The sequence below is a fragment of the Kutzneria sp. NPDC051319 genome (assembly GCF_040682195.1).
In the GTDB taxonomy this organism is placed as follows: domain Bacteria; phylum Actinomycetota; class Actinomycetes; order Mycobacteriales; family Pseudonocardiaceae; genus Kutzneria.
In genome coordinates, this window is the sequence record NZ_JBFBAM010000007.1 from 1 (window position 1) to 14,182 (window position 14,182).

Annotated in this window: 13 protein-coding genes and 1 pseudogene; 9 read left to right on the forward strand and 5 right to left on the reverse strand. The window is 69.9% G+C overall.

Annotation, left to right across the window (positions count from 1 at the left end; translation table 11 throughout):
- From AB0M73_RS08500 to AB0M73_RS08510, 3 genes and pseudogenes are all read right to left on the reverse strand, one after another.
- Positions 1–315, reverse strand: a pseudogene (locus AB0M73_RS08500) (hypothetical protein); the annotation flags it as partial.
- Positions 316–467: 152 nt separating this feature from the next.
- A complete protein-coding gene (locus AB0M73_RS08505; RefSeq protein WP_363888596.1) occupies positions 468–1,340 on the reverse strand; it encodes an A/G-specific adenine glycosylase in 873 nt (290 codons plus the stop codon).
- Positions 1,341–1,349: 9 nt separating this feature from the next.
- The gene (locus tag AB0M73_RS08510) at positions 1,350–1,856 is read right to left on the reverse strand and encodes a carbonic anhydrase (RefSeq protein WP_363888598.1); all 507 of its coding nucleotides are present in this window, start codon (positions 1,854–1,856) and stop codon (positions 1,350–1,352) included.
- 136 nt (positions 1,857–1,992) lie between these two features.
- Between AB0M73_RS08510 and AB0M73_RS08515 the strand changes: the two genes are divergently transcribed.
- The 3 genes from AB0M73_RS08515 to AB0M73_RS08525 all read left to right on the forward strand — a co-directional run bounded on the left by AB0M73_RS08515 (position 1,993) and on the right by AB0M73_RS08525 (position 5,477).
- On the forward strand, positions 1,993–2,697 hold the full coding sequence (locus tag AB0M73_RS08515) for a hypothetical protein (RefSeq protein WP_363888600.1): 705 nt from the start codon (positions 1,993–1,995) through the stop codon (positions 2,695–2,697).
- 116 nt (positions 2,698–2,813) lie between these two features.
- Positions 2,814–3,527, forward strand: a complete 714-nt coding sequence (locus tag AB0M73_RS08520) for a hypothetical protein (protein WP_363888602.1) — start codon at positions 2,814–2,816, stop codon at positions 3,525–3,527.
- A 159-nt stretch (positions 3,528–3,686) separates the two neighbouring features.
- Complete coding sequence (locus tag AB0M73_RS08525) at positions 3,687–5,477, forward strand: hypothetical protein (protein WP_363888603.1); 1,791 nt, start codon at positions 3,687–3,689, stop codon at positions 5,475–5,477.
- A 66-nt stretch (positions 5,478–5,543) separates the two neighbouring features.
- Here AB0M73_RS08525 and AB0M73_RS08530 read toward each other — a convergent pair whose 3' ends face one another.
- On the reverse strand, positions 5,544–6,644 hold the full coding sequence (locus tag AB0M73_RS08530; RefSeq protein ID WP_363888606.1) for a LacI family DNA-binding transcriptional regulator: 1,101 nt from the start codon (positions 6,642–6,644) through the stop codon (positions 5,544–5,546).
- A gap of 119 nt (positions 6,645–6,763) precedes the next feature.
- Positions 6,764–7,798 (reverse strand): LacI family DNA-binding transcriptional regulator, encoded by a 1,035-nt coding sequence (locus AB0M73_RS08535; protein WP_363888608.1) that lies wholly within the window; start codon positions 7,796–7,798, stop codon positions 6,764–6,766.
- 188 nt (positions 7,799–7,986) lie between these two features.
- Here AB0M73_RS08535 and AB0M73_RS08540 point away from each other — a divergent pair, with 188 nt between their 5' ends.
- The 6 genes from AB0M73_RS08540 to AB0M73_RS08565 all read left to right on the forward strand — a co-directional run bounded on the left by AB0M73_RS08540 (position 7,987) and on the right by AB0M73_RS08565 (position 14,152).
- Complete coding sequence (locus AB0M73_RS08540) at positions 7,987–9,228, forward strand: extracellular solute-binding protein (protein WP_363888611.1); 1,242 nt, start codon at positions 7,987–7,989, stop codon at positions 9,226–9,228.
- Between the two features lie 40 nt (positions 9,229–9,268).
- Positions 9,269–10,153: a sugar ABC transporter permease gene (locus tag AB0M73_RS08545; RefSeq protein WP_363889144.1), complete on the forward strand. Its 885-nt coding sequence runs from the start codon at positions 9,269–9,271 to the stop codon at positions 10,151–10,153.
- Between the two features lie 62 nt (positions 10,154–10,215).
- Positions 10,216–11,040, forward strand: coding sequence for a carbohydrate ABC transporter permease (locus tag AB0M73_RS08550; RefSeq protein ID WP_084581291.1), 825 nt, complete (start codon positions 10,216–10,218; stop codon positions 11,038–11,040).
- 102 nt (positions 11,041–11,142) lie between these two features.
- A complete protein-coding gene (gene ugpC / locus AB0M73_RS08555) occupies positions 11,143–12,243 on the forward strand; it encodes a sn-glycerol-3-phosphate ABC transporter ATP-binding protein UgpC (protein WP_043719883.1) in 1,101 nt (366 codons plus the stop codon).
- 96 nt (positions 12,244–12,339) lie between these two features.
- Entirely contained in the window at positions 12,340–13,053 is a 714-nt protein-coding gene (locus tag AB0M73_RS08560) for a VanZ family protein (protein ID WP_363888615.1), read from the forward strand.
- A 202-nt stretch (positions 13,054–13,255) separates the two neighbouring features.
- Positions 13,256–14,152, forward strand: a complete 897-nt coding sequence (locus tag AB0M73_RS08565; protein WP_363888618.1) for a zinc ABC transporter substrate-binding protein — start codon at positions 13,256–13,258, stop codon at positions 14,150–14,152.
- The last annotated feature ends 30 nt before the right edge of the window (positions 14,153–14,182 follow it).

Sequence of the window (14,182 nt, forward strand, 5' to 3'; positions counted from 1 at the left end):
GGCGATCTCGCGCAGTGACACCCCGGGTTGGCGGACCCGGTCGGCGATCACGATCCGCTCGTCCAGACTCAGGTAGCGGGTGGAGATCGTCACCGGCTGCGCCGGTGGCGGTGTCGTGGCGGCGGCTTTCGCCGCGGCCTGCCAGTACTTCGCGGTGCGGTAGTTGATCCCGACCCGCCGGGCGGCTTCCCGGCTGCCCACACCCTGGTCCATCAGCGCAAAGTAAGCCGCGCGTTCTTCTTCCAGGCGTAGGCCACGCCGGGCCGGGTCCCGGGTCATGCCCTCGGGGATCCGGTCACGGTGTCGTCTGGTCATCGTTGCGTCTCCTGATCACTCAGGTGTTGCAACGACCGCTAGAAACCACCAACCCAGGGGGGCGACCCCAAGCCCATTCTACCTGCGTAAACGCCGGATGATCTTGAAACGGGGGTGGCTGTGGACAACTCGGGGGTTGTCCACAGGTGGGGTCAGTGCTCACCCGGGAGGGCGAAGAGGCCGGAGTCGGTCTGCTCGATGAGGCCGTCGACGAGGAGGGAGTCGAGGCAGCGGTCGCGCTGGGAGGAGTCGGACCAAGCGGCGTCGAGGAGGGGGCGGGCGACGGGGCCGGGGGAGCCGCGGAGGACGTCGAGAAGGCGGCCGCGGACCTGGCGGTCGGTGCCGGCGAACTTCTGGACGGCCTTGGCCGGGCCGTTGTAGGCGGGCCGGCCGGCGAGCTGCCAGGCGCAGGTGTCGAAGACGGGGCAGTCGGCGCAGCGGGGGGCACGGGCGGTGCAGACGAGGGCGCCGAGCTCCATGAGGGCGGCGGAGTAGCGAGCGGCGACGGAGTCGACGGACGGCAGCAAGGCGGCGACGTCGGCCATGTCGCGGGTGGTGGAGGGGGGACCGGCATCGCCGGCGCCATGGACGGCACGGGCGACGACACGGCGGACGTTGGTGTCGACGACGGGACAACGCTGCCCGTAGGCGAAGGCGGCGACGGCACGGGCTGTGTAGGCGCCGATGCCGGGCAGGGCCAGGAGGGTGTCGACGTCGGACGGCACGACATCGTTGTGCTGCAAGGCGATGGCGGAGGCGGCCTCGTGCAGGCGTAGGGCCCGGCGCGGATATCCGAGCTTGCCCCACGCCCGCACGACATCGCCCTGGCTGGCGGCGGCCAGCGCCGAGGGCACGGGCCAGCGCGCCATCCACTCGTGCCAGATGGGCTCGACCCGGGCAACGGGGGTCTGCTGGAGCATGATCTCGCTGACCAGCACGCCCCAGGCGGTGCACTCGGGCCGCCGCCACGGCAGATCCCGCGCGGTCCGGTCGAACCAGCTCAGCAGTGTGTCGGCGGCAAGCATCGCCCCCGATTATCCCTGGCCGGGTGACAACACCTCGTGCAGGGCACCGTTGTGCACGTCGTAGACGAAGCCGCGGATGTTGTCGGTGTACGGCAGGAAGGCGCTGTGCCGCAGCCGGGCCATGGAGGTCCGCACGCTGTCCTTGACCTCACGGAAGGCCTCGACGGCCCAGGTCGGGCGCAGACCGGTGTCGGCCTCCAGCTCGTCCTTGAACTCCTCGTCGGTGGTCATCGACAGCCCGCACGAGGTGTGCTGGACGACCATGATCTCCCGCGTGCCGAGCTTGCGCTGGCTCAGCGCCAGCGACCGGATCACGTCGTCGGTCACCACACCGCCGCCGTTGCGCAGCACGTGCGCCTCGCCCTGTTGCAGGCCGAAGATCTCGAACACCCGGATACGGGCGTCCATGCACGTGAGCACGGCGATGTGCATGGATGGACTGGCCGAGGACCGGTCGCCGCGGGTCCGGTCGACCAGTGCGGCATTGCGGTCGAGCAACTCGTCGATGGCGGTCATGTCGCACCTCCCTGTGTCTACGTCTATGGCACCTGGTCGGGTGACCTCTGACAAGGGGTCTTGAGCAAGGACACAACCGGATTGGGTGACCGCCACAATCCCTGGCCGACGGTGTCGGCGGCGTTACCGTCGGTGCATGATCGAGCCATCCGGTCCGCTCGAACCGTCGGTGTACTGGCGCCGCCGGGTGATCGCGCTGGTCTGCTCGGTCCTGGTGGTCGTGCTGCTCGCGGTGGTCATCTCAAGCCTGCTCGGCCGCGGCTCGCAGGCCGACCCGCAGGGCGTGGCCAACAAGCAGGGCGTGGTCCCCACCTCCAGCAAGCGGCTCACGTCCTCGCCACCGACCAGTGGCACGATCGCGGCGGCCGGGGCGTCCTCGTCGTCATCGGCCTCGCCCGTGCCGACGCCGACCACCACGACGGGCCCGCCGCCACCGCCGCCTCCGCCGGGCCCGTGCCCGGACACGTCCGTCACGGTCGAGGGCCGAATCGCGCAGGCCGCCTACCGCGTCGGCCAAGCGCCGCTGCTCACGCTGGTGGTCACCAACTCCGGGCCGGTCGCGTGCAAGCGGGACGTCACCCGGCAGCTGCGAGAGCTGATCGTGCTGACGGCCGACGGCAACACCCGGCTGTGGTCCAGCTCCGACTGCTACTACCAGCAGCCCGCCGACGTCCGACTGCTCCAGCCCGGCGAGCAGGCCACCTTCAGCATCGCCTGGGCCGGCCGCACCTCGTCGCCGAACTGCGCGCCGAGCGGGGCGCTGCTGCCGGTCGGCGATTACGTGGTGGTCGGAAAGCTGGGAAACCTCACGAGTAAGCCGACGCCGTTCAAGCTCACCTGATTAACCCGAAGGTGTAACGGCCAGAGCGGTAATTCCCAACGTCAATCCAGTACGGTGTGGATCCACGGGAAGTCGTTCGAGAGGATCCGTTTCCGGTGTTGGACGAGCAGGCAGAGGTGGCAGACCGTTTCCGGTCGCTGCTGCTGCGTGCGCTCGTCCTGATCGGCGGCGTGCTCGCCGGCACCGCGCTGGCCTGGCTGCTCTCCTCGGCGACGGCTTCGGCCGCCGAGCCGACCCCGGTCTCCACCCTGTTGTCCACGGCCGGCGACGTCGTCGACACCTCCGTCGAGCACACGGCCCTCATCGGGCAGGACGCCCGGCTGGCCGCGCAGGCGCTGCCGGCGGCCGCGCCCTCGGTGCCGGCCATCGACGTTCCGGTGCCGCACCTGGTCGCCCCGGTGATTCTGGTCGAGCAGCGGCTCGGCGAGTTCGCCGGTTCGCGTTCCGATGAGCCGGTCGCCGGCGAGGTCGTGACCAGGACCTATGTTCCGGTTCACGCCGTGTCGGCCGCCGAGGCGGCCGAATCGGTCCCGGTTGTCAGCCGGGCCGAGCGCCCGACCGAGATGGTCGCGGCGCACCCGCAGGCCGGCCTGAGCGCGCCGGTCAGCCCCCTTCGTCCGGACGGCACGCCCAAGTCCGAGGTTCTGCCGTTCGGGGCTCTGCCCGGCGGCGCCTGCGGCCACGACGGCCCGACCGGCAGCGGCAGCGGCATGGCCCTGCACGACGGATCCTCCGTCGTGCCCGCGGCCGCTCCCGTCCTGTTCACGAGCGCGTCTTCGCGCTGCGTGCCGATGACCGCGCGACGTCAGCCCGGCATCACCCCCGACTGATTCACCTCTCCCGACCGATTCGCCGCGCCCGGCGACCGGTCAGCAGTCCATTTTTTCTTCACTCCCCCTTTATTGGGTGATCCCTGCCCCGAATCGGTTTTTCGAGGGATCACCCGCCTTCTCCCGTGACCCGGGAAATCAACAAGGAGAACATTCCCCATGCGTACCTGGATGAGGCGCGGAATTCCGGTGGCTCTGCTCGCCGGCAGCGTGCTGGCCATGAGCGCCGGCAATGCCGCCGCCGCGCCCGTCTCGACCCCCGACCCGACCGGCGCCGCGGACACCGTGCTGCGGCTGGCCGACCTGATCGGCCACAAGGGCCTGCCCCCACTGCCCGACACCTCGCAGATCGAGCTTCCGACGGCCCCGATCGGCCAGTCGCAGCGCGACCTTCCGAGCGGCCTCGGCGACGGCGGCCTGTCCCTGAGCAACGTGCAGCTCAACGGCCAGGACCTGGCCCACCCGGGCCTGCCCGGCCTGTCGGCGCTGCCCGGCCTCGGCGACCAGCAGCGGGCCATCGACCCCAGCCACGCCATGATCTCCGGCCTGCCGCAGCTCCAGATGCTGCCCAAGGTGCCGGGTGTGGGCTCGGGCCTGCCGATCGCGCTGGTGCCGAACCTGACCACCTCGCGCTCGCTGCCCAACTTCACCTACAGCGGCGTGGTGCCGACCGGTGGGCTGCACAACCTGGCCCAGGTGCCGGACGTGTCCAACCTGGCCAGCCTGACCCAGGCCGAGGGCCCGATCGCGCTGCCGAGCCTGCCCGCCATGGGCGACGACCAGCGTTCGCTGCCGGGCACCGACCTGCTGGGCGCCCTGCCCGTGGGCGGCCTGCTGGGCGGCGTCGCCGCCGAGCGTGACCTGCCGGGTCTGCCCAAGCTGCCGCTGAACCTGCCGGGCGTGCCGGTCGGTCGTTCGCTGCCGGGTCTGAGCCTGCTGTCGGCGCTGCCGGTGAACGGTCTGCTGGGTGGCCAGCAGCGCGACCTGCCCGGTCTGAGCCTGCTGTCGGCGCTGCCGATCAGTGGCCTGCTGGGTGGCGGCCTGCCGGTCGGTCGTGAGCTGCCGGGTCTGAGCCTGCTGTCCGTGCTGCCGGTCAACGGTCTGCTGGGTGGCGGTCTTCCGGTCGGTCGTTCGCTGCCGGGTATGGACCTGGTCGGCACGCTGCCCGTGGGTGGCCTGCTGGGTGGCACGCAGCGCGACCTGCCGGGTTTGAGCCTGCTGTCGGCGTTGCCGATCAGTGGCCTGCTGGGCGGTGGCCTGCCGGTCGGTCGTTCGCTGCCGGGCACGGATCTGCTGTCCGCGCTGCCGGTCAACGGCCTGCTGGGTGTTGCTGGTACCGAGCGCGACCTGCCGGGCCCGAGCCTGCTGTCGGCGCTGCCGATCAGTGGCCTGCTGGGTGGCGGCCTGCCGGTCGGTCGTGAGCTGCCGGGTCTGAACCTGCTGTCCGCGCTGCCGGTGGGTGGCCTGCTGGGTGGCGTCGCCGCCGAGCGTGAGCTGCCGGGCCTGCCGGCCCTCCCCGCCCTGCCGCTGCTGGGTGGCACGCAGCGCGCGCTGCCGCTGCCGGGTCTGGAGTCCCTGGGCATGATCACGGGCCTGATCGCCAGCACCCCGCTCGCCGGCCTGCTGTCCAGCACGCCGCTGGGCTCCGTCGCCGGCCGTGAGCTGCCGGGCATCCCGGCCCTGCCGGTGCACCTGCCGCTGGTCGGCGGCACGCAGCGCGACCTGCCGGTCCTCGGCTCCGCCCTGCCGAAGCTGCCCCTGGGCCTGCCGGCCGTTCCCGGCGCCACGCTGAGCGGCATCCACGGCGTCCCGGCCCTCGGCCCGGGCTTCACCACCACCATGCCGGCCGACGACTCCGCCCGCACCATCGTGCCGGGCGTTCCCAACACGGCGGACGTTCTGGGTGGCGTGCTCGGTCACGCGCCGCGCCTGCCGATCAGCGGCATCTGAGCCGTAATCACACAGAAAACGGCCCCCGCCTTCCGCGCGAAGGTGGGGGCCGTTTCTACGCGCACATCACGGGCCGAACCAGCGCTCCTCGGTGATGCGAGGCGGCGCGGAGGTGGTGCCGATGACCAGCTCGGTGGACAAGGTCACGGTCCGCGGCCGGTTGTGGTCGGCCGCGTTGACCAGCAGCTTGCCGGCGGCGCGGCCCTTCTCCATCACGGGCTGGCGCACGGTGGTGAGCCCGGCCCGCTCGCTCTCGGTGATGCCGTCGAAGCCGGTGATGGTGAGGTCCTGCGGCACGCGCAGACCCCGCCGGCGAGCCTCGCCCAGTGCGCCGAGGGCCAAGATGTCCGAGGTGCAGATCAACGCCGTGACCTGGGGGTCCCGGTCCAGCAGCTGGGCCGCGGCGGAGGCGCCGGAGGCGATGCTGTGGTCGAAGCGCTCGACAACGGGAATGGACGTCCAGTCCACATTGGCCGAGGTGAAGGCCGTGGCAAGCGCCTCCAGCCGCGCCCGCTGCACGTGGAAGTGGGCGGTGTGCTGGCGGTCGACGTTGACGAAGCCGTCGTTGCGGTCCCGCGCCAACCGCATGCAGATCACGCCGACCCGGCGGTGGCCCAGCTCGATGAGGTGGCTGGCGATCTGGGTGATCGCGGCCCGGTCGTCGATGCCGACCCGGTCCACGGTGTCCAGCTCGGGCTGGTCGCAGACCACGGTGGGCACCGGCCGCTCCAACACGGCCGCCAGGTGCGGGTCGTCGTCGGGCACCGAATACACCACGAAGCCGTCGACGCCGGCCCGGTGCACCGCGGCCACGTCCTCACGTTCGGGATTGGCCGGCACCAGCAGCAGGCCCTGGCTGGCGTCCTCGCACGCGAGCGCGAGACCCTCCAGGAAACCGACCGCGGCCGGGTCACGGAACGCGTAGGACAAGTTCTCGGTCAGCAGCAGCCCCACCGCGCCCGCCTTGCGGGTCCGCAGCGACCTCGCGACCGGGTCCGGACCGGGATAGCCCAGCCTTCGTGCCGTCTCCAACACCCGCCGGCGCAGCTCAGGCGAGAGCTGGTCGGGCCGGTTGTATGCGTTGGACACCGTTGTCCGCGAAACGCCCAGCTCAGCGGCAAGAGATGCCAACGTCGCCGGCCGTCGCACATGCATTGACCGCGCCATGGAGTGACCGTAACGGTCAAGAACCAATTCGTGAAGCCGGCGGCACCCGTGTCCCCCTGAAGCACTATCCCGGCATGTCAACAGGTCTTTCGCGTTAAGTCAGCTTGGTGTAGACCAATTCACACCCTCGGAATCGGTCCTGTCGACTCCCTGACCACCAGTTTGGGCCGAAACAGGCGGGTGTGCGAGGCCGCCGTCTCCCGTCGGGAATCGGGCTCCAATCGCTGGACGAGCTCGTCCACGGCTGCGGCCGACATCTCACTGATGGGCTGCGCCACAGTTGTCAGCGCGGGGGTGCAGTGTCGGGCGAACGGGATGTCGTCGAAGCCGACCACGGAGAGTTGCGCCGGCACGCGAAGGCCCCGCCGCGCGGCCTCCCGCAGCGCCCCAATCGCCATCTGGTCCGACGAGCAGATCACCGCCGTCGGCGCGACCGTGTCGAGCAGGTGCCCCAGCGCGGCGGCCCCGCCGGAGGGTTCGAACGGGCCGTGGGCGACGAGCTCGGCCGGCGCGGGATGGCCGTTCTCCTCCAACGCCGCGGCCCAGCCGGCGCGCTTGAGTCGTGACGGCAGAGCTCGGGCGGGTCCGCTGACAAAGCCGATCCTGGTGTGTCCCAGCGCGATCAGGTGCGAGGTCGCGAGGTAGCCGGCCAGCTGCTCGTCCACGCCGATGTCGGCGACGTCCAGGGCCGGAGTGGCGCCGTTGATGAACACCATGCGCACGCCGTCGGCGACGAGGCGGGTGTAGTAGCCGGCCTCCGGCGCCTCGCCCGGTGGGGCGTTGGTGATGGCCGGCGACACGAAGATCATCCCCTCCACGCCGCGGGCCAGCACCATGCGCACGTACTCCTCCTCGCGCAGGCCGGCCGACCGCGTGTTGCACAGCAGGGAGGAGTAGCCGGCGGCGGTGGCCCTGGTCTCCAACGCCTCGGCGAACGCCGGGAACACCGGGTTGGACAGCTCCGGCAGCAGCAGGCCGATCACGCCGGTGCGCTGCAACGCCCCCAGGCCGCGCGGCGAGTACGGCAGGTCCGAGAGGGCGGCCAGCACCCGTTGCCGGGTGTCCTCGTTCACGCCGGCCCGACGGTTGAGGACCCGGCTCACGGTGGAGACGCTGACGCCCGCGATCTTCGCGATCTCGGCCAGACCGGGCACCCGCGCCCTCCTCGGTATCGGAATGTCGGGGGAAGCCTGCCCGGGGCGGAAAGCTTTTGCAACGACCGCGCCCGGTCACTGGGCCATTACGGTGCGGTTACGGCCGTTGTCTTGCCCGGCCTTCGGTCACACCGGTGAAATCCGCGGCAAAACTTTGCAGGGTAAGCAACGGGGAACGGACGGTTACCATGCGACGCACTGCTCTCGTGATCGCCGGAGCGCTGTTACTCACGGCCTGTGGCGGCGGAGGCGGCGCCACTGGCGCGGACTCCGGCAAGGTCGTCTTCTGGGACACCAGCGGACCCAATGAGCATCCCGTGTTCGACCAGGTGGCCAAGGGCTGCGCGACCAAGGGCGGCTACACCGTCGACGTGCAGCAGGTGTCCTTCGACCAGGCGCTGGCCAACTACAAGACGGCCGCGCAGGGCGGGCAGGGCCCGGACGTGCTGCGTTCGGACGTGGGCTGGGTGGCCCAGCTGGCCCAGAACGGACTGATCACCGACCTGTCCGACAGCGACGCGGCCAAGGACACCTCCGACTTCCTCGACGGGCCGCTGGGATCGACCAAGTACAACGGGAAGACCTACGCCGTTCCGCAGGTCACCGACACGCTTGCCTTGCTGTACAACAAGAAGATGCTGGCCGACGCGGGCGTGCAGCCGCCGGCCACCTGGGACGAGCTCAAGGCCGACGCGCCGAAACTGGGCGGGGCCAACGCGATCTTCCTCAACAACGACGCCTACTACGCGCTGCCCTTCATCTACGGCGCCGGCGGCGACCTGCTCGACGTGCAGAACAAGAAGATCGTCGTGAACTCGCCGCAGAACGTCCAGGCGCTGCAGACCGCCAAGGGCCTGCTGGACGCCAAGGCCGCGACCACGGCCCTGGACCAGGCCAACTCGTACAGCAACATGAAGGCGGCGTTCTCCGCCGGCCAGGTCGCGATGGAGATCGACGGCCCGTGGACGGTGGTCGACCTGCTCAAGGGCGACGCGTTCAAGGACCCGGCCAACCTCGGCGTCGCGGTGCTGCCGGGCGTCACCGCGGGCAAGGGCAGCGGACCCATCGGCGGGCACGATTACGTTGTGCGCCAAGGAACCAAGGCCAAGGCGTCCTCGGCGAAGTTCATCCAGTGCATGAGCTCGACCGAGTCGCAGGTGTCCATCTCCAAGCAGCTCGGCCTGCTGCCCACGCGCAAGTCGGCCTACGACAGCCCGGACGTGAAGTCGCAGCCGAACGTGACGGCCTTCGAGCCGGCGATCAAGCAGGCGCACGCCCGGCCGTGGGTGGCCGCGGGCGCGCAGCTGTTCGACCAGCTCAAGATCGACTACGCCTACGTGCTGTCCGGGCAGAAGGACGCCAGGACGGCGCTGGACGAGGTGGCCAAGGCCTACAAGGACCAGGTCGTCACCGACTACTCGGTGAACTGACGTGCGCCGCTCGATCGAACGGCACTGGTACGCCTACGCGATGGTCGCCCCGGTCGTGGTGGTCCTCGCGGTGCTGGTGCTGTACCCGCTGGCCCAAGGCGTCTGGTTCACCCTCACCGACATCAACGAGTCCACCATCGCCAACCCGGTGCTCGACCGTCCGGCGACCTACTCCTTCGTCGGGCTGCGCAACTACCTGAACGTGCTGTCCGGCGATCCCAGCTTCGGCTCGTTCTGGTCCACGTTGCTGCGCACCATCATCTGGACCGGATCCTGCGTCGTGCTCACCTACGGCGTCGGCCTCGGCCTGGCGCTGCTGCTCAACCGGCCGATGCGGGCCCGCGCGCTGTACCGGGTGCTGCTGATCCTGCCGTGGGCGGTGCCGGTGTTCATCAGCGCGTTCGCCTGGAAGTTCATGTTCAACAGCCAGTTCGGCGTGATCAACCAGGTGCTCGGGGCGCTCGGGCTCGGGCAGCCGGTGTGGCTGGGGCAGACCGATCTCGCGCTGGTCGCGGTGGTCATCGTCAACGTCTGGGTCGGCGTGCCGTTCATGATGCTGGCGCTGCTCGGCGGCCTCCAGTCCATTCCGGCCGACCTGTACGAGGCGGCCGAGGTGGACGGCGCGACGCCGTGGCAGCGGTTCCGGGACATCACGCTGCCCGGGCTGCGCTCGGTGTCCAGCACCGTGGTGCTGCTCGGCATCATCTGGACCTTCAACATGTTCCCGGTGATCTACCTGGTGACGGGTCCGGCGGCCAACCCGAACACCCGGATCCTGGTCACCTACGCGTTCGAGCGCTTCTTCTCCGGCGCCTCCCGGGACTACGCGGTGGCGTCCACCTATGGCGTGCTGATCCTCTCCGTGCTGTTGGTGTTCGCGGCCTTCTACCGGCGGGCGCTGCGTCGTCAGGAGGCGTTCGCGTGACCATCGAATCCCTCCCGATCCAGGTTCAGACGGCCCGGGTTTCCCTGCGGAGCAAGCGATCCATGGGACGAAGCGTGGCGCTGCACGCGACGCTGACCGTGGCGTCGCTGATCGCCGTGTTCCCGGTGTTCTGGGTGCTGGTGACGTCGTTCAAGCCGGACGCGCGGGCCGTCGCGCCGACGATCCGGCTGTTCGACGAGTCGTCGTTGGCCAACTATCGCGACGTGCTTTCCGGGCAGCAGGGCGACTTCCTGGCCTGGGTGCTGAACTCCGTGGAGATCGCGCTGCTGACCACCCTGATCGCGGTGTTCCTGTCGGCCACCACCGGCTACGCCGTCAGCCGCTTTCGCTTTCCCGGCAGCCGAAAGCTGTTGCTGTCCTTCCTGATCGCGCAGATGTTCCCGTTCGCGGTGTTGATCGTGCCGCTGTTCAACGTGTTGCTGTCGCTGGGACTGCAGGGCACCGGCATCGGACTGGTGCTCGTCTACTGCACGACCTCGGTGCCGTTCTGCACGTACATGCTCAAGGGCTACTTCGACACCATTCCGACCGACATCGACGAGTCGGGCCGGGTCGACGGGCTGTCCCCGTTCGGCGTCTTCTGGCGGCTGGTGCTGCCGCTGGCCCGGCCGGGGCTGGCCGTCACGGCGTTCTACGCGTTCCTCACGGCCTGGGGCGAGGTGGCCTTCGCGTCGGCGTTCCTGAGCGCTTCGGACGAGTCCAAGACGCTGGCGGTCGGGCTCCAGGTGTTCGTGCAACAGAACCGCGTCGAATGGGGCCATTTGGCCGCCGCGTCGATACTGGTGTCGATACCGGCGGTCGCGGTGTTCTACCTGGTACAGCGTTTCCTCGTGACGGGGCTGGCCGCGGGCGCGGTCAAGGGGTGACGATTCAGAAACGGTGGGTAGTCGGTGTACGCCGAGGGGCTGACGGATGCGCTTTCTCGGGTTACTTTGTCGTCACACGTTTCGCAGTGAAAGGGACCACACATGGCCGAGGTCGCCTACGTCAGTGCCTCCCGGGTGTTCGCCGGGAACCCGCCGGTGCGCGCGGTCGACCAGCTGGAACTCGATGTCGCTGACGGTGAGTTCCTGGTGCTGGTCGGGCCGTCCGGCTCGGGCAAGTCCACCGCCCTGCGCATGCTCGCCGGTCTGGAGGACGTTGACGAGGGCGCCATCAAGATCGGCGGCAAGGACGTCACCAACGTGCCGCCGAAGGGCCGCGACATCGCCATGGTGTTCCAGTCCTACGCGCTGTACCCGCACATGACGGTCGCCGAGAACATGGGCTTCGCGCTCAAGCTGCGCGGCACGTCCAAGCAGGAGATCAAGGACAAGGTCGCCGAGGCGGCCAAGATGCTGGACCTGACCAAGTACCTCGACCGGAAGCCGAAGGCGCTTTCCGGTGGTCAGCGGCAGCGCGTCGCCATGGGCCGCGCCATCGTGCGCGAGCCCAGCGTCTTCCTGATGGACGAGCCGCTGTCCAACCTGGACGCCAAGCTCCGCGTCGAGACCCGGGCCAACATCGCCGCCCTGCAGCAGCGGCTCGGCACGACCACGATCTACGTCACGCACGACCAGGTCGAGGCCATGACCATGGGCGACCGGGTGGCCGTGCTCAAGGACGGCCTGCTCCAGCAGTGCGCCTCCCCGCGTGAGCTGTACGACCGTCCGGCCAACGCGTTCGTGGCCGGCTTCATCGGCTCGCCGGCGATGAACCTGAAGACGGTTCCGCTGACGGCCGAGGGCGCCCTGCTCGACGGTCTGACCGTGCCGCTGACCCGGTCCGCGCTGGACAAGGCGTCGACCGAGGGCCTCAAGGAGGTCACCTTCGGCGTCCGTCCCGAGACGTTGCGCCTGGCCGGCGCCGACGAGGAGGGCATGGAGCTGACGGTCGAGCTCGTCGAGGAGCTCGGCGCCGACGCGTACGTCTACGGCTCGGTGCGCATCGGCGGTGTGCCGGAGCGCTTCATCGTCCGCGTCGACGGCCGCACGCCGCCGGCCTTCGGCCAGAACGTCAAGGTCGCCGTGCGCGACACCAGCGAGGTGCACCTGTTCCACCCGGAGAGCGGCGCCCGCCTGGAAGTCTGAAAGTTTCACTGCCGTGTGGGGCCCGCCCGGGTTGTCGGGGCGGGCCCCACACGTGTGCCGGACAACCGGTGGGCGGGGCTCGTCGTCTGACCTGATATGCGCACCCTCTACCGGGACGGCTTCGACTACCTCACGTCGAGGCCCGACGTCACCGCGGCCCTGCTGCTCGGCGGCCTCGTCCTCGGGGCGTTGGCGCTGCTCGCCGCTCACCTGTTCCGCTGGGGCAGGACTGCCTCGGCGCTGGCCGGCGTGAGCCTGGCCCTGGCGCTGTCGGTGACCCTGGTCCGCCCGTACTGGGGTGAGGTCCGGCTCGGCGACCCGCTCCAGGCCTGTGTTCCTGGCCACTTTTCCGTCTCGGCCGGTGGGGCGCTGCTGAACTTCGTGATGCTGATGCCGCTGGGCTTCTTCGGGGTGCTGGCCACCAAGCGGCCGCTGCTGGTGGCCATGGGCTGCGTGTCCGTGAGCGCCGGCATCGAGATCACCCAGGCGCTGTTCGAGCTGGGCGTCTGCGACGGCCAGGACTTCATGAACAACAGCGTCGGCGGGGTGCTGGCCGCGCTGGCCGCGTGGGTGCTCCTGCTGGTGTTGGGCCGCGGCAAGCACCAGGTGCGTCGGCAGCAGCCCCCGAGCGGTCCGAACCGGCCGGTCGGGCCCGGGTGGCTCGCCGGCTCCACCAGCGGGCCCGTGCACTCGGATCGCTGGCGGGCCGATGGCCCCACCGTGCCGGTCCAGGTCGCGCCCGACCATGAGACCGTGCCGCTGCGGCAGCGTCGGGAGACCGTGGCCACGGGGGCCTGGCGCAGGCGGTAACCGCCCGACTGCGGCGAAGAACACACCTCACGGCACCGGCAGGTCTCCGACCTGCCGGTTCTTTGGTTCAGACCACGAGAACCACCCGTCCAGGTGATAACGATTTTCACTCCAACGAGGAAGTTGATCACTCTTCTCGCTTAGGCTCCACTCGACAACGGTTTCCATTACACGATCTTTCACGCGGTCGAGGGGTGTGCTGATGACGGTCCGTTCCCGATGGGCAGGTGTGGCCGTGCTGGCCATGGCGGCGCTGACCGCCGCGGCGTGCGGCAGCGGCGCGGCCGCCCCGGCCGACGGCAAGATCAAGGTCGTCGCCTCCACCGACGTGTGGGGCAGCGTGGTCAAGGCCGTCGGCGGCGACGCCGTGAACGTCACCTCGATCATCGACGACCCCACCAAGGACCCGCACGACTACGAGATCAAGCCGACCGACACCGCCGCCGTGGCCGGCGCGCAGTTGTTGGTGTCCAACGGAATTGGCTACGACGACTTCTTCGCCAAGACCGTCTCGACCGTGGGCGCGGGCAAGCCGAGCGTGGTGGCCTTCGACGTCTCCGGCAAGCAGAAAGCCGCTGACACCAACGAACACGTCTTCTACGACCTGCCGACCGTGAAGAAGGTGGCCGACAAGGTCGCCGAGGACCTCGGCGGCATCGACGCGTCCAGGAAGGCCGCGTTCGACGCCAACGCCAAGGCGTTCGACGCCAAGCTCGACGACGTGCTCGCCCAGATCGCGAAGATCCCGGCCGGCAGGAAGGTCGTGGTGACCGAGCCCGTCGCCAACTACCTGCTGACCGCCGGCAACGTCGCCGACGCGACGCCCAAGCAGTTCGAGGAGGCGGTCGAGGCCGGCACCGACATCCCGGTCGCCGCCGTCGCCGCCACCAACGCCCTGATCCAGAACCGCCAGGTCGACGCCCTGGTCAACAACGCCCAGACCGAGACCGACCTGACCAACCAGCTCAAGGCCAAGGCCGCGACGGCCGGCATCCCCCTCGTGGACGTGACCGAGACGCTGCCCGCCGGGACGACCGACTACGTTGGTTGGATCGGCAAGGAGGTAGACGCCCTATCGAAAGCGCTCGCGAAGCAGTGACGACTGACGCGCTCGTCCACGCCGCCCCGG